The organism is Georgenia soli, from assembly GCF_002563695.1.
Taxonomy (GTDB): Bacteria; Actinomycetota; Actinomycetes; order Actinomycetales; family Actinomycetaceae; genus Georgenia; species Georgenia soli.
Genome location: NZ_PDJI01000004.1, coordinates 1582309 through 1604921, shown reverse-complemented (window position 1 = coordinate 1604921; position 22613 = coordinate 1582309). Strand labels below are relative to the sequence as shown.

Genomic DNA, 22613 nt, shown 5'->3' with positions numbered 1-22613 from the left:
CGCAGGAGGGAGAGCACGATGAGCGTTCGTCGGCGTTGGGGGAGGGTCCGGGTCGCGCTGACCCGGCGCGTGAGCGCGTTGCGCGCCGCCGGGGAGGCAGGCATGGCGACGGCCGAGTACGCGATCGGCACGGTGGCGGCCGCGTCGCTGGCCAGCATCCTGCTGTGGATCCTCAAGAGCGACTGGGTCCGCGAGCTCGTCTCGGACCTGATCCGCAAGGCGCTCGGGCTGGGATGAGACCGCAGCAACGTCCGCCGGCGGGCGGGGCCACGTGCTCCCGCCCGCCGGCAGGCGGCCGGGAACGTGGCGGCGTCACCGCCGAGCTGGCACTCGTCCTGCCCGGGGTCGTCCTCCTCCTCGTGGTGCTGCTGACCGCCGCAAGCGCCGCGGTCACCCAGGTGCGCGTGGCGGACGCGGCACGGGCCGGCGCGCGGGCCGCCGCGCTCGGGGAGACCCGGACCGCGGTGGGGGACGTCACCCACCAGCTTGCCGGCGACGGTGCTCGGGTGCGGGTGTCGGAGTCCGGCGGGTACGTCGTCGTGGAGGTCTCCCGAGACCTCGCCGGCCCGCTCGCGCTGGCCGGCCTCGTCGCCAGCTCGAGCTCGCGTGCGCTGCCGGAACCGGGGAGGTGAGAGCGATGCGGTGCCCGTCGGGGGGCCGCCCGCCCCGGGGGTGCGCGGCCGGACCCGGCGGACCCGACCGCGGCGCCGGGTCGGTGCTCGGGCTGGCGCTCGTGGCGGTGCTGCTCACCCTCACGCTGGCGGTCGTCGGCGTCTCCCGCGCCGTGCACGCGCGCGGGACCGCGCAGGTGGCGGCGGACCTGGGCGCGCTGGCGGCGGCGCAGGCCCGTCACGACCCGGCAGGCGTGTCCCGCGACCCGTGCGCCGTCGCCGCCGAGGTCGTCGCGGCGAACGGCGCGGAGATCGTGCGCTGCCGGGAGGTGGGAGGCGACGTGGTCGTCTCGACCCGGGTGCCGCTCTCGGACGGCACCGGGCTGGCGGCACGGGCGGTCGCGCGGGCCGGTCCGGCGGACTGAGGCCCGCCGCGGCGTCAGTCCCGGCCCGGCGGCGCGCACCGCAGGAGCAGCGACAGCACCCGCAGGGCACCGGTCTTGTCCAGCGGGGAGTTGCCGTTGCCGCACTTCGGCGACTGCACGCACGCCGGGCACCCGTCCGTGCAGCCGCACGAGGAGATGGCGTCCCGGGTGGCGCGCACCCACCCCAGCGCCGCCCGGTAGCCGCGCTCGGCGAAGCCGGCGCCGCCGGGGTAGCCGTCGTGGACGAACACCGTGGGCTGACCCGTCTGCGGGTGCACCGCCGTCGAGAGGCCGCCGATGTCCCACCGGTCGCACGTCGCGAGGAGCGGCAGCAGCCCGATGGAGGCGTGCTCCGCGGCGTGCAGCGCGCCGGGCAGGACGTCCTTGCCGACGCCGGCCGCCTCGCACGCGTCGGCCGACAGCGTCCACCACACGGCGGTCGTCGGGAGCACCCGTTCGGGCATGTCCAGCGGGTAGGACCCGACGATGTCCATGCCGGGCAGGCGCCGCCTGTCGTACCCGGTCACCTGGCTGGTGACCTCCACGTCGCCGAAGTACCAGGCCACCTCGGTGCCGTCGCGGCCGCGCCACACCTCCTGGTCGCGCACGGACAGCACCCGGACGGACGACGACGACCGGGCCTTGGTCCGGTGCCCGACGTCCTGGTCGGCGTGGACCAGGGCGACGTCGTCCTCGAGCGCGTCGACGACGAACGTGCGCCCCTGGTGCAGGTACACGGCACCGGGGTGGACGGTGGCGTCGGCGCGGGCGCCGTCGACCGTCCCCAGCACGGTGCCCGTCCCGCTCTCGACCACCTGCACCGGACGGTGCCCGCCGCCCCGCAGGTCCGTGAGGTCCTGCGGGCGCTCGGGGCGGGAGAAGTTCCAGAACCAGCCCGTCGGGCGGCGCCGCAGCAGGCCCCGCCGGGTCAGCTCGTCGAGCAGTGCGGCGTCCGGGAGCCCGAAGAGGGGCAGGTCCTGCTCGGTCAGCTGACGCTCGGACGCCGCCGCGCACAGGTGCGGCGCGAGGACGTAGGGGTTGGCGGGGTCGAACGTCGTCGCCTCGACGCCGGCGCCGAAGATGGCCTCCGGGTGGTGCACGACGAACCCGTCGAGCGGGTCCTCGCTGGCCACCAGCACCGCCACGCCGTCCGAGCCGGCGCGGCCCGCCCGCCCGGCCTGCTGCCACATGGACACGCGGGTGCCGGGCCAGCCGGCGATGACGACGGCGTCCAGGCCGGCGACGTCGACCCCGAGCTCGAGCGCGTTGGTCGTGGCCAGGGCGAGGAGCTCGCCGGAGCGGAGGGCCCGCTCCAGCTCCCGTCGCTCCTCCGGGAGGTAGCCGCCCCGGTAGGCGGCGACGCGGGCGGCGAGCTCCGCGTCGACCTCCCGCAGATGGCGGCGGGCCTGCTCGGCGATGACCTCGGCCCCGTAGCGCGAGCGGACGAAGACCAGCGTGCGGGCGCCGGCGCTGACGAGGTCGGCGAGCAGGTCGGCGGCCTCGGCGGTGGCGCTGCGCCGCGGCCCGGCCTCGAACGCCTCGTCCTCGGGGCCGCCCGCGCCCAGCTCCACCCCCTCGCCGGGCCACGAGGCACCCCACCCGGGCGACAGGGCGGGCTGCCACAGGGCGACGGTGCGCCGTCCGGCCGGCGCGGAGTCCTCCGTGACGGCGACCACGTCGGACTCCGGGACCCCGATCAGCCTGGCTGCGGTCAGCGCAGGCTCCGCCGTCGTGGCCGAGGCGGCGAGCACCGTCGGGGTGGCCCCGTAGTGGGCCGCGAGGCGCAGCAGGCGGCGCAGCACCAGGGCGACGTGGGCGCCGAGGACGCCGCGGTAGGCGTGGCACTCGTCCACGACGACGTAGCGCAGCCCCTTGAGCAGACGCTGCCAGCGCCGGTGCGAGGGCAGCATCGAGAAGTGCAGGAAGTCGGGGTTGGACAGCACGACGTCCGCGTGGTCCCGGGCCCAGTCCCGCTCCTCCAGCGGGGTGTCGCCGTCGCAGGTGGTCACGCGCACCCCGCGCAGCCCCGCGGCGTCGAGAAGACGGTGCAGCCCGGTCAGCTGGTCCGCGGCAAGGGCCTTCGTGGGGGAGAGGTACAGCGTGGTGGGGCGGCGGTCGTAGGCGGCGATGCTGCCCGCGCCGGGGCGGGCGGCGTCTGCGGCACCGGCGCGGACCGCGGAGATCGCGGGCAGCCAGGCGGCGAGGGACTTGCCGGACCCGGTGCCGGTGGCGACGACCGTGTGCCGCCCCGCCCAGGCGGCCTCGGCCGCGGTGACCTGGTGCACCCATGGTCGTTCCACGCCCAGGCGCCGGTAGCCGGCGACGAGGTCGGGGTCCGCCCAGCCCGGCCACTCGGCGGTCCGCCCCTGGCGGGCGGGCAGCTCCTCGAGGTGGACGAGGCGCCCGTCGCGCGCGCCGCTGGCGCGCAGGAGGGCGACGAGGTCCGGGCGGGGCACGGGATCAGTCTGCGTCATCGCACCGACACCCGCGGACGAGGAGCCGGCCTCGGCCGGGCCGTGCACGGCCGGCGTCCCGGCGCCCGGCGGCCGGCGCCCGGCGCCAGAGGGTCTCCTCCTCCGGGAGACGGAGGAGAGGACGGGACAGCTCGGTCGAGCGGCCGATGCCGGAGCGGCACGAGCGCCGCCACCATGTGGGGCATGACCACAGCACACGTCACCGCCGACACCCTCCAGGTCCGCTTCACCCGCAGGGAGAAGATCGCCGGCCTCGTCCGCGACATCGACCTGCCGCTCGCAGCGATCCGGGACGCACAGGTCGTCCCCGACGGGCTCGCGGCGACCCACGGGCTCCGCGCGCCCGGCCTCGGCCTGCCCGGCTACCGCAAGATCGGCACCTGGCGGCGCCCCGGCCACAGGACCGTCGTCTCCGTCAGCCGCGGGCGGCCCGCCGTCCAGATCGCCGCGGACCACCCCCGGCTCGACGGGCTGCTGCTCGACGTCAGCGACCCGGAGCAGCTCGTCGCCGCCATCCACGGCCGGTAACCCTGCCGAACGCCGCCGGCCGCCCGGAGCGCGCCGTCGGAGCTGCCACCTGCACGCCGACGACGGTGGCAGGTGGCTGCCAAGGGCAGTTGTGCGCACCCGGGCACCTCGGCCGCGCGCCCCCTCGGTGGGACGATCGCCGCAAGGGGGTGGCAGGCATGACATTTCGGGTGAAGGTGCAGGTGGTGGGCGCGACCCACGTCATCACCGTCGTCGGCGAGCTCGACGGCGCCACCGCGTGCCGGCTGCGCGCCGCGGTCGACCGGGCGCTCGACGCCCTGCCGACCGCCGTCGTCGTCGACCTCGGCGCGGTGACGTTCATCGACTCCGCGGGGGTGCGGGCCGTGCTGGACCGGCGCACGGTGATGAGCACGCTGGACGCCGCGCTGCGCGTCGTGGTGACGTCCGACCAGGTGCGCTCGGTCCTCGAGCTCTCCGGGATGACGGACGGGATGGTCCTGCACCGCACGCTGGACGAGGCGCTCGGGCGGGACGCCGGGCACCTGGCCGAGTCCGTCTAGAGCTCCCGGGCGCCACCGGACACGCGCCGGCCACTACGGCGGAACTTGCCGCGCCGCGTCGCCGCACCGGTAGGCTCGCCCGGGTAACAGCCATCCGTGACGACGTCGTCGCAGGTGGAACGCGCTGCCGAGGAGGGCGGATGCTGGATCTGGGGGCCACGAGCCTGACCATCGTCGGGATCATCGCGGGAGTCGCGATCGTCTCGCTCATCATCGCGGTGCTGCTGCGCCGCCAGGTGCTCGCCGCGGACGCGGGGTCGCCGCGGATGCGGGAGATCGCGGGCGCGATCGAGGAGGGCGCGCAGGCCTACCTGAGACGGCAGTTCCGCACGCTGGGCATCTTCGCGGTGGTCGTCTTCGGCCTCCTGTTCCTTCTGCCCGCCGATCCGGAGATCAAGGTCGGCCGGGCGATCGCCTTCCTCTTCGGCGCCGGGTTCTCCGCCGCCATCGGGTACCTCGGCATGTCCCTCGCCGTGCGGGCCAACGTGCGGGTCGCCTCCGCGGCCACGCGCGCCGACGGCCGCACCGAGGGGGCGCGGATCGCGTTCCGCACCGGTGGCGTGGTCGGCATGGCGGTGGTCGGTCTGGGCCTGCTCGGCGCCGCGGGGGTCGTGATCTTCTACCGCGGGGACGCCCCCGCGGTTCTCGAGGGCTTCGGCTTCGGTGCCGCGCTGCTCGCCATGTTCATGCGCGTCGGCGGCGGCATCTTCACCAAGGCGGCCGACGTCGGGGCGGACCTCGTCGGCAAGGTGGAGCAGGGCATCCCCGAGGACGACCCGCGCAACGCCGCCACCATCGCGGACAACGTGGGCGACAACGTCGGCGACTGCGCCGGCATGGCCGCGGACCTCTTCGAGTCCTACGCCGTGATGCTGGTGGCGTCCCTCATCCTCGGCAAGGCCGCGATGGGGGAGCAGGGGCTGATCCTGCCGCTCATCGTCACCGCCATCGGGGCGCTCGTCGCCCTCCTCGGCGTCGTGATCACGCGGGTCAAGGGCCAGGAGTCCGGCCTGACCGCGATCTACCGCGGCTTCTACGTCTCCGCCGTCGTCGGTGTGGTGCTCGCCGCGATCGCCGCGTTCGTCTACCTGCCCTCCTCGTTCGGGGCCATCGATGGCGTCAGCGAGGACCTGGCCGGCAACAGCGGGGACCCGCGGCTCATGGTCACCGCCGCCGTCATCATCGGGGTGGTGCTCGCCGGCGTCATCCTGTGGCTGACCGGCTACTTCACCGGCACCACCTCCCGGCCGACGGTGCACGTGGCGTCGACCTCGCGCACCGGCGCGGCGACCGTCGTCCTCTCCGGCATCGGCGTGGGCTTCCAGTCCGCCGTCTACACCGCCGGCATCATCGCCGCCGCGATTTGCGGCGCCTTCCTCATCGCGGGCGGCCACATCGGCCTCTCGCTGTTCCTCATCGCGCTCGCCGGCTGCGGCCTGCTCACCACGGTCGGCGTCATCGTCGCCATGGACACCTTCGGCCCCGTCAGCGACAACGCCCAGGGCATCGCGGAGATGTCCGGCGAGGTCGACGAGGCCGGCGCCCAGGTGCTCACGGACCTCGACGCCGTCGGCAACACCACCAAGGCGATCACCAAGGGCATCGCCATCGCGACGGCGGTCCTCGCCGCCACCGCGCTGTTCGGCTCCTACGCCGACGCCGTCCGCGTGGCGCTCGCCGAGATCGCGGACGCCGGGACGCAGGTGGCCGGCGGGATCGTCGGCGCCATGGTCAGCTACGAGATCATCTCCCCGATCACCCTGGTCGGCGTGATCCTCGGCGGGGCCACCGTGTTCCTCTTCTCGGGCCTGGCGATCGACGCCGTCACCCGGGCGGCCGGCGCGATCGTCTTCGAGGTGCGCCGCCAGTTCCGCGAGCACCCCGGCATCATGACCGGCCAGACCCGCCCCGAGTACGGGCGGGTGGTGGACATCTGCACCAAGGACTCCCTGCGCGAGCTGGCCACGCCCGGCCTCCTCGCCGCGTTCGCCCCGATCGCCGTCGGCTTCGGCCTGGGCGTCGGTCCGCTCGCCGGGTTCCTCGCCGGGGCCATCGGCGCCGGCGTGCTCATGGCCGTCTTCCTGGCCAACTCCGGCGGCTCCTGGGACAACGCGAAGAAGATCGTCGAGGACGGGCACTACGGCGGGAAGGGCTCGGAGGCCCACGCCGCCGTCGTCATCGGCGACACCGTCGGCGACCCCTTCAAGGACACCGCCGGCCCGGCGATCAACCCGCTCATCAAGGTCATGAACCTCGTCTCGCTCCTCATCGCCCCCGCCGTGGTGCAGCTGAGCGTGCCGGCGGACACCAACCACGCCGTGCGCATCTCGATCGCGCTGGTGGCCGCCGCCATCGCGTTCGGCGCCGTGGTGGCCTCCCGGCGGCGCGCCGGGCAGGTGGACACCGCGGAGGACATCGACAACACGATCGCCACCCGGCCGCACGTGGCCGGGGAGATGGAGCAGGTCGCCCCGGAGCCCACGACCCGGACCGGGAGCACGACCGGCAGCGCGGGAGCGTCCGAGCCGGCCGAGCGCCGCTGACGCGGCCGAGCACGACGGCGGAGGGCCCGGGGTCGGGAGACCCCGGGCCCTCCGCCGTCGGGGCAGTCCCCACCGGGGACGAGTCAGCCGCGGTGGCGGCGGGTCCCGCCGTGCGCCCGCTCTCCTGTCGCGTCGTCCCGCTCCGCGAAGGCCGCCTCGAGGCGTTCGTCGATGTGCGGGACGACGTGCGGAGCGAGGTCGCCCTCGAGCCGTGAGGTGATGTGCCGGTCCATCCGGCGGGCGAGCTCGTCGCGCCGCTGACGCCGCTCCGCCTCCACGAGCACGCGGTGCTCGGCGTGGAGCGCGCGGAACGTGGCCACGCACATCCCGATCATCACCACCGACACGGGCAGCGCGGTCAGGATCGCGGCCGTCTGGAGCGAGGCGAGACCGCCGGCGAGGAGCAGGGCGATGGCGACGGCGCCCTGCAGCAGCCCCCACACCACCCGGACCCAGGTGCGCGGGTCGGGGTTACCCCCGGACCCGAGCATGGAGATCACCAGGGAGCCGGAGTCCGAGGACGTGACGAAGAAGATGGCCACCAGCGCCACGGCGATGACGATGAGCACGCCGCCGGCGGGCAGGGAGCGCAGGAAGTTGAACAGCACGTCCTCGGCGACGACACCCTCGGCGGCGTCGAAGAGCCCGCCGTTCATGTCCTCCCACGCCTGCCGGATCGCGGACCCGCCCAGCACGGTGAACCAGACGAAGCTCACCGCCGTCGGGACCAGCATGACGCCCGCGACGAACTCACGGACGGTGCGACCGCGGGAGATCCGGGCGATGAACACGCCGACGAAGGGCGCCCAGGAGATCCACCAGCCCCAGTAGAAGATCGTCCAGGTGCCCTGCCAGGCCAGCCCCTCGTCCCCGGTGTACGCGGAGGCGTTCAGGCTCAGCGCGATGACGTTCTGCAGGTACGACCCGAGGGACTGCACGAGGTCGCGGAGCAGGAACAGCGTCGGGCCGAGCACGAGGACCGCGACCATGAACACCCCGGCCATCCCGAGGTTGATGTTCGAGAGCCACTTGATGCCCCGGCCCACGCCGCTCACGACGGACATGAGGGCCACGAGCGTGATGACGACGATGAGCACGATGAGCAGGCTGCTCGTCACCTCGCCGACCACGCCGAGCGTGGACAGGCCGGCGGAGATCTGCTGCACGCCCAGGCCGAGCGAGGTCGCCACGCCGAACAGCGTCCCGACGACGGCGACGACGTCGATGACGTCGCCGAGCGCGCCGCGCACCCGCCGCTCGCCGAGGAGCGGCTCGAGCGCCCAGCGGATCGAGACCGACCTGCCCTTGCGGTGGATCGCGTAGGCGACCGACAGGCCGACGACGGCGTAGATGGCCCAGGCGTGGAAGCCCCAGTGCAGGAAGGTCTGCGACATGGCGGCGGTCGCGAGCGTGGCCTTGCTGCCGTCGACCCCGGGCTTGGGGTCGACGAAGTGGGTGAGGGGCTCGGCGGCCCCGTAGAAGACGAGACCGATACCCATCCCGGCGGCGAACAGCATCGCGAACCAGGAGCGCAGGCCGAACTCGGGCTCCTCGTCGTCGTCCCGCGCGAGCTTGATGTCCCCGAAGCGGCTGAGCCCCATGGCGAGCGTGAAGAGGACGAAGGCGAAGACGAGGACCACGAGGTACGGCCCGAAGCCGGCGACGACGCCGGACTGCAGGGTGGTGAGGACCGAGGCCGTCCCGTCGGGGAAGACGATCGCCAGCACGACGGCGAGGACAATGAGTGCCAGCGCCGGGTAGAAGACCCTCGGCGCCTCGACCCTCCGGCGGCCGGTCTCGGGCGGCGTCCCGGTTCGGGGGGTGGTCACGATGTCCTCCGTCGTCGTTCCCCGGCAGCCGTGTGCCAGCGATCCGTTCTCATGGCCGCGACCGAACGTATCCGGACCGCCACGGGCACACCATTCGGGGGCGGCGGCCGGCGGCCGGGGCCTCGGCCTGCTTCTCTCCGCGCGCGCGGGACGACGCCGGAACCTACGTTGCGCTCATGGGTGTCACCGAGATCCTCCTGGTCAGGCACGGCGAGAGCGCCGCGAACATCGCCGCCTCCCGCGCCGAGGCGGCCGGGGCCGAGACCATCGACGTCCCCGCGCGCGACCCCGACGTCCAGCTCTCGGCCGCCGGGCAGGCCCAGGCGGAGGCGCTGGGGGCCTGGCTCCGGGACCTGCCGGACGACCGGCGCCCGGACGTGGTGTGGTCCTCCCCGTACCGCCGGGCGCTGGACACCGCCCGCACGGCGCTGCGGGTGGCCGACGCCGACGTCCCGCTGCGCGTCGACGAACGGCTCCGCGACCGCGACCTCGGCATCACCGACACCCTCACCACGGCCGGCGTGCTGGCCCGGTTCCCCGAGGAGGCGGAGCGCCGCCGGTGGCTCGGGAAGTTCTACCACCGGCCGCCGGGCGGGGAGTCCTGGGCCGACGTCGCGCTGCGCGTGCGCACCGTGCTGGCCGACCTCGAACGGCAGTCACGTCACCGGCGCGTCCTCGTGACCTGCCACGACGTCGTCGTGCTCGTCTTCCGCTACGTGTGCGAGCAGCTCGACGAGGAGCGCGTCCTCGAGATCGGGCGCACCGAGGGCGTCCGCAACGCGTCCGTGACCCGGCTCGTCCACGACGGCGAGGACTGGCACCTCGCCGACTACAACCTCGACGCCCACCTCCGCCAGGAGCACGCCCCCCGGACCGACGAACCGAGCGCCGTGCGGGAGGTCCGGTGACTCACGCACCCGAGCCGGTGACGCCGGCGCTGCTGCGCGCGTGGCCGCTGCCCGAGCCGCACGGGTCCAAGTACGGGCGCGGCCAGGTGATGGTGGTCGGTGGCGCGCGGGCGACCCCCGGCGCGGCGATGCTCGCCGGCCTGGCGGCGCTGCGCGTCGGTGCGGGCCGGCTCAGCCTCGCGGTCGCCGCGTCCGTGGCCCCGGCGGTGGCGGTCGCCGTGCCGGAGGCCGGGGTGCGTGGGCTCGCCGAGGACGACGACGGCGAGGTCACCGGTGACGACGCGCGGCGGCTGGAGCAGCATGCTGCCAGGGCGGACGGAGTCCTCCTCGGACCGGGCCTCGGGGCGCCGGAGGGCACCCTCGCCCTGCTGCGCGGGCTCGTGCCGCACGTCGGCGAGGACGTACCGGTCGTCCTCGACGCCTTCGCGCTCGGGGTGCTGCCCGGTGCCGGGGAGGTCCAGGAGCGGCTGCGGGGCCGGCTCGTGCTCACCCCCAACCTGGTCGAGATGGCGCGGCTGCTCGACCGGGACGAGATCGCGGACGAGGCGGCCGCCGACGCCGTGCACGAGGTGGCGGAGCGTTACGGCGCCGTGGTCTGCGGGCACGGGATCGTCTCGGACGGCGAGCGCATGTGGCGCTCCTCCACCGGCCACACCGGTCTGGGCACCTCGGGCAGCGGCGACGTCCTCGCGGGCGCGATCGTCGGGCTGCTCGCGCGTGGCGCGGAGGCGGCCCAGGCGGCCGCGTGGGCCATGCACCTGCACGCCGCGGCCGGGGACTCCCTCACCGCGCGGGTGGGGAAGGTCGGCTTCCTCGCCCGCGAGCTGGTGGACGAGCTGCCGCACGAGCTGCACGCCCTGTCGGCCTGAGCTCGGGGACCGTCCTCCCGGGCGGCGGCAGCCCGTGCGTCAATAGGCTGCCGGTATGACCTCGCGACCAGGCCCGTCCCCGTACGCCGCCGAGCCGAGCACGGCGCGGACCGGTGCGCCGCCGCCCGCCGGTGACCGGGCGGTGCTGGCGGCCCTGCGCGCCGACCTCGAGCGGTCGGAGTTCACGCGCGAGGCGGTCGAGGAGCTGGTCGGCGGCGTCGCGTCGGCGGCGCTGCACCGGGAGCAGCGGCTGCCCGCCCTGCGGGCGGCCCGCACGCAGGACCACCCGGCCGCGGTGCTCCTGCGTGCCTTCATGCTCGGCGACGACGTGACCCGCGCCGAGCTCGACGGCGCGCTGCCGCGCACCGGTGCCGACGGTGCCGAGCGCCTGGGCCTGGTGCGGACGGCCGGCGCGGGCCCGGAGGACGCCGCGGCCGCCGTCGTGGACCTGCGCCCCTACGCCGTCACGGACGGCGCCGGCACGGCGCGGTGGTGGGTGGCGTCCGACCTCGGCGAGCTGGCGACCGGTGCGGTGCTGCGGGCCGACCACGTGCTCGGGATCGGCGGCGCCTCGCTCACGCTGGCCCAGGTGACCGCGCGCACGCCCCGGCGCCGCACGCTCGACCTCGGCACCGGGTGCGGCGTGCAGGCGCTCCACGCGTCACGCCACAGCGAGCAGGTCGTCGCGACCGACATCTCGGCGCGCGCGCTCGGGTTCGCGGCGTTCAACGCCGGGCTCGCGGGGGTCGACGTCGACCTGCGCGAGGGCTCGATGCTCGGGCCCGTGGAGGGGGAGACGTTCGACCTCGTCGTCTCCAACCCGCCGTTCGTCATCACTCCGGCCGCCGCGTACGACGCCGGCCTGCCCGTCATGGAGTACCGCGACGGCGGGCGCGGCGGGGACGACCTCGTCCACGACCTCGTCTCCGCCGTCGGGCAGCACCTGGCACCGGGTGGGGTCGCGCAGCTCCTCGGCAACTGGGAGCACCACGGCGGGCAGGACTGGCGCGAGCGGGTGGCCGGGTGGCTGCCCGAGGACTGCGACGCCTGGGTGGTGCAGCGGGAGGTCCAGGACCCCGCCGAGTACGCCGAGCTGTGGCTGCGCGACGGCGGGATGCGCCCCGAGCTCGACCGCGCCGGCTACGAGGCCGCCTACGCCGCGTGGCTGGCGGACTTCGAGGCGCGCGGGGTCGAGGGGATCGGGTTCGGCTACGTCCTGGTGCAGCGGCCCGCGACCGCCCGCGCGCCGTGGCGGCGCGTCGAGGAGGTGGCCGGCCCGGTGCGCCAGCCCCTGGGCCCGCACGTGGCCGACGTGCTCGCCGTGCGGGAGCGCCTCGCCGGCACCGACGACGCGGCCCTCGCCGCCCTGCGGGTGGTGCGCTCGCCCGACGTCACCGAGGAGCACCACCTGATGCCGGGGGACACGGACCCGCAGGTGCTGCAGCTCCGGCAGGGCGGCGGGCTCGGACGGGTCGTGCGGCCCGGGACGCTGGTCGCCGGCGCCGTCGGGGCCTGCGACGGCGAGCTGAGCGTCGGGGAGATCGCGGGCGCGCTCGCGACGCTGCTCGAGGTCCCCGCCGCCGACGTCGCCGCCGAGCTGCTGCCGGCCGTGCGCGAGCTGCTCGTGGACGGGTTCCTGCGCCTGGGGTAGGTGCCCGCGGGCCGGGCGGGCGCCGCCTCGACGTGCGGGCGGCGGGCTTCTCCGGCAACGATGGGCCATGAGCAACGACCTGTCGAACATCCCCGTCCAGCAGCAGGAGTGGCCCGGCTCGACGTCGGCCCTCGATCCCGCCCCGGACCACGGCGAGACGTCCTACACCGGGCACGGTCGCCTCGCCGGGAAGAAGGCCCTCGTCACCGGCGGCGACTCCGGGATCGGCCGCGCCGTCGCGATCGCCTTCGCCAAGGAGGGTGCCGACGTCGCCATCGCCTACCTGCCCGAGGAGCAGGACGACGCCGAGGAGACGAGGAAGCACGTCGAGGCGGCGGGGCGGAAGTGCGTGCTGTGCCCCACCGACCAGCGCACCGAGCAGGCCAACGCCGAGCTGGTGACCAAGGTGGTCGAGGGGCTCGGCGGGCTCGACGTCCTCGTCAACAACGCCGGCTACCAGATGACGCACTCCGAGCTCGAGGACTTCCCCGGGGAACAGATCGAGCGGACCTTCGCCACCAACGTCTTCGCGACGTTCTGGCTCACCAAGGCCGCGGCGCCCCACCTCAAGGACGGGTCGGCGGTGATCAACACGACGTCGATCCAGGCCTTCCAGCCCTCGGAGCCGCTCCTGGACTACGCCGCCACGAAGGCCGCGCTGAACAACCTCACCGTCAACCTCGCGTCCGAGCTCGGCCCGAGGGGCGTCCGCGTGAACGCGGTGGCGCCCGGGCCGATCTGGACGCCGCTGATCCCCGCCACGATGCCGGAGGAGAAGGTCGAGGGCTTCGGCGCCGACACCCCGCTCGGGCGCGCCGGGCAACCGATCGAGGTGGCGACGGCGTTCGTCTACCTGGCGAGCGACGAGGCCAGCTACGTCTCCGGCACCGTGCTGGGGGTCACCGGGGGCAAGCCGGTGTTCTGAGCCACGAGGAGGCACGATGCAGGCGGTGGCCGAGCACATCCTCGCCCTGCCGGGGTGGTGGGCCCTCGCCGTCGTCTTCCTCGTCCCGGCGCTGGAGGCGTCGGCGTTCGTCGGGTTCGTCTTCCCCGGCGAGGTGGCCCTCGTCCTCGGCGGGGTGCTCGCCTACGAGCAGCGCGTCAGCCTCGTCGCCGTGCTCCTCGCCGGGGTGCTCGGCGCGGTCGTCGGGGACAGCGTCGGCTACGCCGTCGGGCGCCGGTGGGGACGGCGGCTCCTCACCGGCACGGTCGGCCGGTGGGTGCGGCACGACCACCTGGACAGGGCCGAGCAGTTCCTCGCCGAACGCGGCGGCCGAGCGGTGTTCGTCGGCCGGTTCACCGCCGCCCTCCGGGTGCTCATCCCCGGCCTCGCCGGGATGGCGCGGCTGCCCTACGGCACCTTCGCGGCGTACAACATCGCCGGCGGGACCATCTGGGCCGTCGCCGCCGTCCTGCTCGGCTACCTCGGGGGCCGCAGCTGGCAGCACGTCGAGCACATCGCCTCCCGCGTGGGCCTGGGGATCCTCGCCGTCGTCGTGCTCGCGCTCCTCCTCGGCCGGTTGCTGCGCCCCGAGCGCCGCGACCGGCTGGCCGCCCGGATGCGGTCAAGCCCGCGGCTGCAGGCGGTGCGGCGGCGCTTCCCCCGGCAGACGGCGTGGCTCGCGGCCCGCGTCGAGCGGCGCCCCACCGGGCTGCCGCTGACGCTCGCCGTGGCCGTCGGCGCGGGTGGCGTCTGGCTGTTCGCCGGCACCACGCAGGACGTGGTGGCGCACGAGGAGTTCGCGCTGCTCGACCCGGTGGTGCGGGGCTGGGTCGAGGCCCACCAGTACCCGTGGGCGACCGTGGCCGCCGAGGTGCTCGGCACGCTGGGCAGCTCCGTGGTGCTCGTCCCGGTGGTGCTCCTGGCCGGCGGCCTCGCCTGGCGGCGCACCGGCCGGTGGTCCGCGGCGGCGGGGCCGCCGGCGCTGTACCTGGGTGCCGTCGCGCTGCGCGACCTCGTGGCCGTCCTGGTCGACCAGCCCGCCCCGGGCGGCGGGGCCGCGCCCGCGCTGTCGACCTATCCCGCGGCCCGCACCCTCCAGGCGGCCGTGGCGGCGGCGGCCGTCGTGCACGTGCTGCTGCGGCACGTCCACCTCTCCGTGCCGCGCCGGCCCGCCGTCGTCGCCGTGGCGTTCGCGGCCGCGGTCGCGGCGGCCGACCTGTACCTCGGGACCTGGCTCACCGACGTCACCGGTGGCCTCGCCCTCGCCGCCGCCTGGGTCGCCGCATGGGCGGTGGGGCTCCTGACGCTCGAGGGGCGGCCACGGGCACCGCTCGAGGGGCGCCCGCGGCCCGCCCGGCCCGGCTGAGGCGGTGCGGGCGGCGCTCGGGTCGCGGCGTCGGGCCCCCGAGGGCACGATCGCACCTGTGGGTGCCTCGCCACGGCGTGTGGGGGGCGACCCCACGCGCCCCCGGGGCCGTCCAGGCACCGCCCGGGCGTGGCGCCACGTGCGCGGCACCGCGCGTGCGGCGGCGCGGCTCGTGCTGTCGAGCGACGTGGCCCTCGGTTACGCGGCGCTGGTCGCCGCCGTGACGATCGGGCTCCAGCTGGTCCCGGCCGAGGTGCGCGCCGACGTCGTGCAGCGCTGCAGCACCAACCTCGAGAACCTGCGTGACCGGCCGGTTCTCGTGCTCGTCGTCAGCGCCTTCGTGGTGCCCACCCTCACCGGGCTGCTGTCGCAGCTGCCCCTGCTCCTGCTCGTCTACGCCACCGGGCAGCGGTGGGTCGGCCGCGCGGGGACCGTGCTGGTGGCCGGGTTCGGCCACGTGGGTGCCACGCTGTTCGTCGCGGCACTCATCGCCTCGGGCATCACCCACGGCCGGCTCGCCGAGAGCGTCGCGCGCGCCTCCGACGTCGGCGTGAGCTACGGCGTCGCGGGCATGACCGCCTTCGTCGTCTCCCGGGTGCCGCCTCGTTGGCGCGGCGTGTACGTCGCCGGGGCCGCGGGCTTGTACGTCGCGCCGCTGCTCTGGCACCAGACGTTCACGGACGTGGGTCACGCGAGCGCGTTCCTGCTCGGCCTCGGTCTGGCGCTCCTCGCGGCCCGCGTGGCGCGGGCCGCGCGCACGGCGGAGCGCCTCCCGTGACCCCGCCCCGCACCGTCACCCTCCCGGTCTGGGTGCCCGTCGCCGCGGCGGCCCTGCTCTGGCGCCTGGTCCCGGTGCTGGCCGGCGGGGGGCTGCGGGGGGCGGGCGTGTACGACGACGGCGTCTACTTCACCGCCGCGACGGCCCTGGTGCACGGCCGGCTGCCCTACGCCGACTTCGTCCTCCTGCACCCGCCCGGGATCGTTCTCGCCCTGGCGCCGTTCGCGGCGCTCACGCGGTGGCTGCCCGACAGCGTCGCGTTCGCCGTCGCCCGGGCGGCCTTCGCCGTGGTCGGGTGCGTCACCGCCGTCCTCGTCGCCCGGCTGGCGGGTGCGGCCGGCCGGGCGGCGGCGCTGACGGCGGGGCTGGCGTACGCCGTCGCCCCGGCCGCGGCCCACGCCGAGCGGACGACGATGCTGGAGGGGCCGGCCAACCTCTGCCTGGCGGCCGGCCTGGTCGTGCTGCTGGCGCGGCCGGAGCTGACCGCACGGGCGGCGCTGGGCGCGGGGGCCCTGCTCGGTCTGGGCGTGTGCGTGAAGATCTGGGGGGTCGTCCCGCTCGTCATCGTCGCGGTGTGGGTCGGCCGGCGCTCCGGGCGAGGCAGGCTCGGGCAGCTCCTCGCCGGAGCGGCGGGTGTCTGCGTGGCGGTGTGCCTGCCGTTCTTCCTCGCCGCACCCTCGGAGATGGTGCGTTACGTCGCGCTGGCCCAGCTCGGGCGCACCCGGGCGGCTGCCGGCTGGGCAGAACGGATGGCCGGGATGGTCGGCCCCCTCCTCGGCCGTGACCCCGTGCTGAGACCCGTCCACGTGCTGCTGGTGGTGGGTGGCTGCGCGGCGGTGGCCCTGGCGGCGTGGTCGGTGCGGCGGGACCGGCGCGCGCACCTGTTCCTCGCGCTCCTGGCCGGCGCCGTGCTGACCCTGCTCGCGAGTCCGACGACCTTCCGCCACTACGGGGCGCTGGCGGCCGTGCCGGTGAGCGTGGTGCTGGGCCTGGCGGTCCAACGGGCCCGGGCCCTCCAGGTCCGTGGGCGGCGCCCGGCGCAGGTGATGGTGGCGGGCGCCACGGCGGTGCTGCTCGTCGCTGCCGCGCAGTCGCTCGCCCCCGCGGTCCGCGCTCCCTTCCCCCGGGCGCTCGCCGGTGCGGCGCGGCACGTGGACGGGTGCGTCACCGCCGACGACCCCACCGCGCTGGTGCTCATGGACACCCTCTCCCGCGACCTCGCCCGGGGGTGCCGCCTCTGGGTCGACGTCTCCGGCCTGACCTATGACCCGGCACGTCCCACCCACGGCACCCCGCGCCGTCTGGACGGGCCGTGGCAGCGGCAGGTGCTCGGGTACCTCTCCTCCGGGGAGGCGACCGTGGTGCACCGCAGGGGCACGGGGCTCGACGCCCTGTCGAGGGCCACGGTGGCGCGCTGGCCGGTCCTGGCCGAGGCCGGCGGGTACCAGCTGCGGGAGCCGCGGCCGTGACCTCCGCTCCTCGCCTGGTGTGCGCGGTCGCCGCAGCCGTCGCCCTGCTCCTCCTCGTGCCGGCGAGCCAGCAGGAGACGCCGATCCCGGAGAATCCCCGGTTCCGCGGTGACGTCGTCGTCTTCTACCCGGAGCACCCTGACGACGAGACGCTCCTCGGCGCGAGCGCGATCCGCGCCGCCCTCGCCCAAAAGGGGCCGGAGAACGTCTACGTCGTCCTCGTCTCCCAGGGCCGCGGTGTGGCGACGCTGCTGCCGGGGCCCGCCCTCGCCGGGATGACGCCGGCCGAGATCGGTGCGCGGCGGGCGCAGGAGTTCCGCCGTGCCACGCGGGCTCTGGGCCTTGCGGCGAGCCACGTCACCGTCCTGCCCGACGTGCGCCCCGGCCCTGCCGACAACCTCGCCGAGATGCGCGCGACGGCCCTGCGGTTCGAGCGCTCCGAGGCTCTGGCGGGGCGGTCGGTGACCCACGTCGCGCACACCTACGCCTTCGACGCCAACCCCATGCACCGCGCGAACGGCCGTGTCCTCAAGCGGCTGTCCGACGCCGGCCTGGTCCACGACGCGCTGTTCTGGGTCGACCCGTTCGGGGACGTCACCGCGCGGCGAGGGCTGTGGCGCTTCCAGGCCCTCACCACGACCGACGCGCGGGCGGTCCGCGCCGCGCTGGAGGCGTACCGCCGCGCCGACCCCCGGTCCGGTCTCGACGCGATCGGCTACCGCAGCGCGCCCTGGCACTTTGTGCTGCTCGCCTCCGACCGGTATCTCACGTCCTACCTGCACACCGCCGCGGTCCCGGACTGATGCCCACGGCGGCCTGCTCGCCACGACGAGCACGACGCCATGACCACGTGCCCGCCCGCAGGGCACGCCGCGACGGCGGTGGCCGCCCGGCTCACATGTTCCGGCGGTACTCCCCGCCGACGTCGTACAGGGCGTGACTGATCTGGCCGAGGCTGTGGGTCCTCACCGCCTCCATCAGCGCCTCGAAGACGTTCTCGCGGTCCCGCGCCGCCCGCTGCAGGAAGGCGAGGCCGTGCGCACCGCCGTCGGCCGCCCCGGTACCGGCAGGTCCGGCCTCCGAGCCGCCGCGTCCGGTCTCGGAGCGGCCGCGTCCGCCGTCGGCCGGAAGGTGCCGGGACGACGTCGCGCCCACCGGAGCGAGCGGGTTACGGGCCTCCTGGAAGGCGCGCACGTTCGCGATCTGCTGGGCCTTCTCCTCCTCGGTGGAGCGGATGAGCTTCACGGGCGTGGCGATCTCGCCGGCGTGCTCGGCGGGGAGGAACGTGTTCACCCCGACGATCGGCAGCGACCCGTCGTGCTTGCGCCGTTCGTAGTAGAGCGACTCCTCCTGGATGCGGCCGCGCTGGTACATGGTGTCCATCGCGCCGAGCACCCCGCCGCGCTCGCTGATCGCGTCGAACTCCCGGTAGACGGCCTCCTCGACGAGGTCGGTGAGCTCGGAGACGACGAAGCTGCCCTGCCACGGGTTCTCGTTGGCGCTGAGCCCCAGCTCCCTGGTGATGATCATCTGGATGGCCATCGCCCGCCGCACGCTCTCCTCCGTGGGCGTGGTCACGGCCTCGTCGTAGGCGTTGGTGTGGAGGCTGTTCGTGGCGTCGAACAGCGCGTAGAGCGCCTGCAGCGTGGTCCGGATGTCGTTGAACTCGATCTCCTGGGCGTGCAGGGACCGCCCGGAGGTCTGGATGTGGTACTTGAGCATCTGGCTGCGCGGCCCGGCGCCGTACCGGTCCCGCATCGCGCGCGCCCAGATCCGTCGCGCCACCCGGCCGATGACCGTGTACTCGGGGTCCATCCCGTTGGAGAAGAAGAACGACAGGTTGGGCGCGAAGTCGTCGACCGCCATCCCGCGGGCCAGGTAGTACTCGACGAACGTCAGCCCGTTCGCGAGCGTGAACGCGAGCTGGCTGACGGGGTTCGCCCCGGCCTCGGCGATGTGGTAGCCCGAGATCGACACCGAGTAGAAGTTCCGCACCCCGTTGCGGATGAAGTACTCCTGGATGTCGCCCATCATCCGCAGCGCGAACTCGGTGCTGAAGATGCAGGTGTTCTGCGCCTGGTCCTCCTTGAGGATGTCCGCCTGGACGGTGCCGCGGACCACGCGCAGCGTCTCGTCCTTGATCCGCTCGTACGTCGCCGCGTCGACGAGCTCGTCGCCGGTCACGCCGAGCAGGGCCAGTCCCAGCCCGTCGTGCCCCGGCGGCAGGTCGCCCGCGTAGACCGGCCGCGGCCGGCCCGCGAACCTCTGCTCGAGCAGGCGCTGCGCCGCCGCCCACCGGTCGGGGTCCGTCCGCAGGTACTTCTCCACCTGCTGGTCGATCGCGGTGGTGAGGAACATCGCCAGGATGATCGGCGCCGGGCCGTTGATCGTCATCGACACGGACGTGGTCGGCGCGCACAGGTCGAAGCCGGAGTACAGCTTCTTCATGTCGTCCAGCGTGGGGACGTTGACCCCCGAGTTCCCGACCTTGCCGTAGATGTCGGGCCGGGGCGCCGGGTCCTCCCCGTACAGCGTCACCGAGTCGAACGCGGTGGACAGCCGCACCGCGGTCTGCCCGCGCGAGAGGTAGTGAAAGCGGCGGTTGGTGCGCTCGGGCGTGCCCTCGCCGGCGAACATCCGTGTCGGGTCCTCGCCCGTGCGCCGGTACGGGTAGACCCCGGCCGTGTACGGGTAGTGGCCGGGGAGGTTCTCCTTGCCGAGGAACTGCAGCAGGTCCCCCCAGCTGCGGTAGCGCGGCGCCGCCACCTTCGGCACCCGCAGGTGGCTGAGCGACTCGCGGTAGTTCTCCACCCGGATCGCCCGCCCGCGCACCTGGTACTCGGCGGCCTCGTCCGTGATCGACCGCAGCCGCTCGGGCCACCCGCGCAGCAGCGCGAGCGACTCGGGGGAGAGGGTGCCCAGCGCGTCGTCGTAACGACGGCGCAGCTGCAGGAGCGTCGCGTCCGGTCCCTGGGGCGTCGTCTCCGGGCCCCCGGGAGTCGCGTCCGGCCGGTGGGTCGGCGGACCGATGGGGCCGGCCGCCGCGTCACGTCCCGACGGCTCGGCGGCCGCGTCACGTCCCGACGGCTGGCCCGCCGTCAGGTCCGCGTCCGCGTACGCCTCGAGCGGGCCGGGCAGACGGGGGTCCCCGAGGTCCTTCAGCGCGGTCCAGTACGCCTGGGCGCGGTCCGCGGCGTCCGCCTGCACCGCGACCGCCGCGTTCGCCGCCCGGCCCTGCTCGGCGATCTCGGCGAGGTAGCGCACCCGGCTCGGCGGGATGAGCACGGTGGCGCGCGGCTCCCGCAGGGTCGTGTCGAGCTCGGGACGGAAGTCGACGCGTGCGGGCGGGCGGGCGGCGCCGTCAGTGCCGGCCCTGCCGTCGCTCCCCGGTGCGAGCACCCGCTCGCGGACCAGCCGGCACAGGTTCACGAACATCCAGGTGATGCCGGGGTCGTTGAACTGGCTGGCGATGGTCGGATAGACGGGCACCTCCTCGTCGGGCACGTCGAACGCCACCCGGTTCCGCCGCCACTGCTTGCGCACGTCCCGCAGCGCGTCCTCGGCGCCGCGCCTGTCGTACTTGTTCAGCACCACGAGGTCGGCGTAGTCCAGCATGTCGATCTTCTCGAGCTGGCTCGCCGCCCCGTAGTCGCTGGTCATGACGTACACGGGCAGGTCCACCAGCTCCACCACGGCGGAGTCCGCCTGCCCGATCCCGGCCGTCTCCACCAACACCAGGTCGAACCCCGCCGAGCGGAGGAACGCCACCGCGTCCCGCAGCACGGCGCTGACGGCCACGTGCCGGGCGCGGGTGGCCATGGACCGCATGTACACCCGCGGGCTGCGCAGCGTGTTCATGCGGATCCGGTCCCCGAGCAGCGCGCCGCCGGTGCGCCGCCGAGTCGGGTCCACCGACAGCACCGCCACCCGCATCTGCGGGAAGGACACGAGGAACCGGTTCAGCAGCTCGTCGATGACCGAGGACTTCCCCGCGCCCCCCGTGCCGGTCACCCCCACCACGGGGACGACGCCGGAGCTCGCCGCCCGCCCTGCCCACGCCTCGCGCAGCCTCTCGAGCTCGGCACCGTCCCAGGCGCCGTCCTCGATGGCGCTCAGCACCCTCCCCACGGCGGCGTCCTCGCCGGCGGCGACCGCCGCGCCGTCGGGGGGCGGCACCTCCCCGCGGGCGGCCCGGTGCCGGGCCGTGCGGGCGACCACGTCGTCGACCATCCCGGTCAGGCCGAGCCTCATGCCGTCGTCGGGGTGGTAGATCTTCTCGACCCCGTAGGCCTCGAGGTCGGCGATCTCCTCGTGCGTGATGGTCCCGCCGCCCCCGCCGAAGACCCGCACGTGCGCGGCCCCCCGCTCGGCCAGCATGTCCACCATGTAGCGGAAGTACTCCAGGTGGCCGCCCTGGTAGGAGGAGAGCGCGATCGCGTCGGCGTCCTCCTGCAGCGCGGCCCGCACCACGTCCTCGACGGAGCGGTTGTGCCCGAGGTGGATCACCTCGGCGCCCCGGTCCTGGATGAGGCGGCGCATGATGTTGATCGACGCGTCGTGGCCGTCGAAGAGTCCGGCCGCTGTGACGAACCTCAGCGGACTGGTGGTCACCTGCTTCTCGCTCGGGCGGGCGAGGGTGGTCATCGCGTGAACCTCCACACGTCGTCGGGCGGGGCGCTCGCAGTCTATCGGTGCGCGGATACCGTGGTCCCGTGACGAAGACCGACGCTCCCTCGGCACCTCCGCTCGTCGCCCGGCGCGCCGCGGGGGTGCTCCTCGCCGCCCTGGCGGCGGCCGCGGTCGTGGGGGTCTGGTGGTTCTTCGTGACGACGCCGACCGGGCAGCGCATCGACGAGATCGCCTACCTGGGCTCGCGGATCGGGCGCAGCCGGCTCGACGAGGGCGCCCAGTCCGTCCTCGACGTCGTCTCCGTGCCTTTCCTGGCCCTCACGATCCTGGTGGCCGGTGCGGTCGCGCTGCTGCGCCGTCGGGTCATGGTGGCCGTGGCCGTCGCCGCGGTGGTCGGCGGGGCGAACGTGACCACCCAGCTGCTGAAGTACAGCATCTTCGACCGTCCTCAGCTGGGCATCTCCGAGGCGACCATGAACTCGTTGCCGAGCGGGCACACCACGGTGGCCGCCGCGGTCGCCGGCGCCGCCCTCCTGGCGACGCCGCCGCGCTGGCGCTGGCTCGCCACGCTCGTGGGCCTGGCCTACGCCGGCGGCACGGGCCTGTCCACCATGATCGGCGGCTGGCACCGTGCCTCCGACGTCGTCGCCGCCCTCCTGGTCGTCAGTGCCTGGGTGTTCCTGGCCCTCGCCGTCGTCGGGCCCGGGACGGACGACAGCGGCCGCGCGGCGCCGGCGTGGTCCCGGCGGGCCGACGCCCTGACCCGTACCCTTTTGGCCGTCGTCGGGCTGGCGGGCGCGCTGGCCGCGCTGGTGGCCATGGTGGTCGCCTCCCAGGTGGGCGGCGACTCGCGAGCCGAGCAGCTGCTCGCCTACGGGGGCGCGAGCGCCGGCGTGGTCGCCGTGGCGTGCCTGAGCGGGTACGCGGCGCTCGCCCTCGGGGCCCCGCGGCGCTGACCTGCCGTTCGGTCCGCGCTCCGTCCCTCCGGCACTCCGGCCCACTCGGATCGTGCCGCCGCGGAGGCGGTGCGAAAGTGGTCCCACGATCCGCACGACCGAAAGGGCTTCGC

General features: G+C 75.1%; 18 protein-coding genes. 15 read left to right on the top strand and 3 right to left on the bottom strand.

What is annotated here, in order from left to right; translation table 11 throughout:
- The first annotated feature begins 18 nt into the window (after window positions 1-18).
- From ATJ97_RS19775 to ATJ97_RS08460, 3 genes are read left to right on the top strand one after another with little or no spacing between them, the layout of a single operon-like run.
- The gene (locus ATJ97_RS19775) at window positions 19-237 is read left to right on the top strand and encodes a DUF4244 domain-containing protein (RefSeq protein WP_170037294.1); all 219 of its coding nucleotides are present in this window, start codon (window positions 19-21) and stop codon (window positions 235-237) included.
- The gene (locus ATJ97_RS08465) at window positions 234-632 is read left to right on the top strand and encodes a TadE family type IV pilus minor pilin (protein WP_098483373.1); all 399 of its coding nucleotides are present in this window, start codon (window positions 234-236) and stop codon (window positions 630-632) included. Before ATJ97_RS19775 ends, ATJ97_RS08465 begins: the two co-directional genes overlap by 4 nt.
- Before the next feature lie 5 nt (window positions 633-637).
- Window positions 638-1036, top strand: a complete 399-nt coding sequence (locus tag ATJ97_RS08460; protein WP_098483372.1) for an Rv3654c family TadE-like protein — start codon at window positions 638-640, stop codon at window positions 1034-1036.
- 14 nt (window positions 1037-1050) lie between these two features.
- On the opposite strand, the gene ATJ97_RS08455 is transcribed toward ATJ97_RS08460, so the two are convergent.
- Entirely contained in the window at window positions 1051-3510 is a 2460-nt protein-coding gene (locus ATJ97_RS08455; protein ID WP_098485328.1) for a DEAD/DEAH box helicase, read from the bottom strand.
- 183 nt (window positions 3511-3693) lie between these two features.
- Here ATJ97_RS08455 and ATJ97_RS08450 point away from each other — a divergent pair, with 183 nt between their 5' ends.
- The 3 genes from ATJ97_RS08450 (at window position 3694) to ATJ97_RS08440 (ending at window position 7102) form a co-directional block, all read left to right on the top strand.
- Window positions 3694-4038: a hypothetical protein gene (locus tag ATJ97_RS08450; RefSeq protein WP_098485327.1), complete on the top strand. Its 345-nt coding sequence runs from the start codon at window positions 3694-3696 to the stop codon at window positions 4036-4038.
- A gap of 158 nt (window positions 4039-4196) precedes the next feature.
- Entirely contained in the window at window positions 4197-4559 is a 363-nt protein-coding gene (locus tag ATJ97_RS08445) for an STAS domain-containing protein (RefSeq protein WP_098483371.1), read from the top strand.
- Window positions 4560-4699: 140 nt separating this feature from the next.
- Window positions 4700-7102, top strand: a complete 2403-nt coding sequence (locus ATJ97_RS08440) for a sodium-translocating pyrophosphatase (RefSeq protein WP_098483370.1) — start codon at window positions 4700-4702, stop codon at window positions 7100-7102.
- A gap of 83 nt (window positions 7103-7185) precedes the next feature.
- Here the strand turns inward: ATJ97_RS08440 and ATJ97_RS08435 are convergent, their stop codons facing one another.
- Entirely contained in the window at window positions 7186-8931 is a 1746-nt protein-coding gene (locus ATJ97_RS08435; protein ID WP_245862290.1) for a BCCT family transporter, read from the bottom strand.
- A 176-nt stretch (window positions 8932-9107) separates the two neighbouring features.
- On the opposite strand from ATJ97_RS08435, the gene ATJ97_RS08430 reads away from it, so the two are divergent.
- The 8 genes from ATJ97_RS08430 (at window position 9108) to ATJ97_RS08400 (ending at window position 17718) form a co-directional block, all read left to right on the top strand.
- On the top strand, window positions 9108-9839 hold the full coding sequence (locus tag ATJ97_RS08430) for a histidine phosphatase family protein (RefSeq protein ID WP_098483368.1): 732 nt from the start codon (window positions 9108-9110) through the stop codon (window positions 9837-9839).
- The gene (locus tag ATJ97_RS08425) at window positions 9836-10708 is read left to right on the top strand and encodes an NAD(P)H-hydrate dehydratase (protein ID WP_245862285.1); all 873 of its coding nucleotides are present in this window, start codon (window positions 9836-9838) and stop codon (window positions 10706-10708) included. Before ATJ97_RS08430 ends, ATJ97_RS08425 begins: the two co-directional genes overlap by 4 nt.
- A 55-nt stretch (window positions 10709-10763) precedes the next feature.
- On the top strand, window positions 10764-12359 hold the full coding sequence (locus tag ATJ97_RS08420; protein ID WP_098483367.1) for a DUF7059 domain-containing protein: 1596 nt from the start codon (window positions 10764-10766) through the stop codon (window positions 12357-12359).
- 67 nt (window positions 12360-12426) lie between these two features.
- Window positions 12427-13284 carry an SDR family oxidoreductase gene (locus ATJ97_RS08415; RefSeq protein WP_098483366.1) on the top strand — a complete coding sequence of 286 codons (858 nt, stop codon included), beginning with the start codon at window positions 12427-12429 and terminating at the stop codon, window positions 13282-13284.
- A 25-nt stretch (window positions 13285-13309) separates the two neighbouring features.
- The gene (locus ATJ97_RS20020; protein WP_211287111.1) at window positions 13310-14668 is read left to right on the top strand and encodes a DedA family protein; all 1359 of its coding nucleotides are present in this window, start codon (window positions 13310-13312) and stop codon (window positions 14666-14668) included.
- Between the two features lie 139 nt (window positions 14669-14807).
- Window positions 14808-15446 (top strand): rhomboid-like protein, encoded by a 639-nt coding sequence (locus ATJ97_RS19765; RefSeq protein ID WP_170037291.1) that lies wholly within the window; start codon window positions 14808-14810, stop codon window positions 15444-15446.
- Window positions 15443-16915 (top strand): glycosyltransferase 87 family protein, encoded by a 1473-nt coding sequence (locus tag ATJ97_RS08405; RefSeq protein WP_170037288.1) that lies wholly within the window; start codon window positions 15443-15445, stop codon window positions 16913-16915. The genes ATJ97_RS19765 and ATJ97_RS08405 overlap by 4 nt, the downstream gene beginning before the upstream one ends.
- On the top strand, window positions 16912-17718 hold the full coding sequence (locus ATJ97_RS08400) for a PIG-L deacetylase family protein (RefSeq protein ID WP_170037285.1): 807 nt from the start codon (window positions 16912-16914) through the stop codon (window positions 17716-17718). The genes ATJ97_RS08405 and ATJ97_RS08400 overlap by 4 nt, the downstream gene beginning before the upstream one ends.
- 91 nt (window positions 17719-17809) lie before the next feature.
- Here ATJ97_RS08400 and ATJ97_RS08395 read toward each other — a convergent pair whose 3' ends face one another.
- On the bottom strand, window positions 17810-21559 hold the full coding sequence (locus ATJ97_RS08395) for a methylmalonyl-CoA mutase family protein (protein WP_098483362.1): 3750 nt from the start codon (window positions 21557-21559) through the stop codon (window positions 17810-17812).
- Between the two features lie 68 nt (window positions 21560-21627).
- Between ATJ97_RS08395 and ATJ97_RS08390 the strand changes: the two genes are divergently transcribed.
- Window positions 21628-22500: a phosphatase PAP2 family protein gene (locus ATJ97_RS08390; protein ID WP_098483361.1), complete on the top strand. Its 873-nt coding sequence runs from the start codon at window positions 21628-21630 to the stop codon at window positions 22498-22500.
- Window positions 22501-22613 lie beyond the last annotated feature (113 nt).

Coding starts and splice junctions, on each gene's coding strand:
- ATJ97_RS19775 (WP_170037294.1), top strand. CDS start 19: ATGAGCGTTCGTCGGCGTTGGGGGAGGGTCCGGGTCGCGCTGACCCGG.
- ATJ97_RS08465 (WP_098483373.1), top strand. CDS start 234: ATGAGACCGCAGCAACGTCCGCCGGCGGGCGGGGCCACGTGCTCCCGC.
- ATJ97_RS08460 (WP_098483372.1), top strand. CDS start 638: ATGCGGTGCCCGTCGGGGGGCCGCCCGCCCCGGGGGTGCGCGGCCGGA.
- ATJ97_RS08455 (WP_098485328.1), bottom strand. CDS start 3,510: ATGACGCAGACTGATCCCGTGCCCCGCCCGGACCTCGTCGCCCTCCTG.
- ATJ97_RS08450 (WP_098485327.1), top strand. CDS start 3,694: ATGACCACAGCACACGTCACCGCCGACACCCTCCAGGTCCGCTTCACC.
- ATJ97_RS08445 (WP_098483371.1), top strand. CDS start 4,197: ATGACATTTCGGGTGAAGGTGCAGGTGGTGGGCGCGACCCACGTCATC.
- ATJ97_RS08440 (WP_098483370.1), top strand. CDS start 4,700: ATGCTGGATCTGGGGGCCACGAGCCTGACCATCGTCGGGATCATCGCG.
- ATJ97_RS08430 (WP_098483368.1), top strand. CDS start 9,108: ATGGGTGTCACCGAGATCCTCCTGGTCAGGCACGGCGAGAGCGCCGCG.
- ATJ97_RS08420 (WP_098483367.1), top strand. CDS start 10,764: ATGACCTCGCGACCAGGCCCGTCCCCGTACGCCGCCGAGCCGAGCACG.
- ATJ97_RS08415 (WP_098483366.1), top strand. CDS start 12,427: ATGAGCAACGACCTGTCGAACATCCCCGTCCAGCAGCAGGAGTGGCCC.
- ATJ97_RS08395 (WP_098483362.1), bottom strand. CDS start 21,559: ATGACCACCCTCGCCCGCCCGAGCGAGAAGCAGGTGACCACCAGTCCG.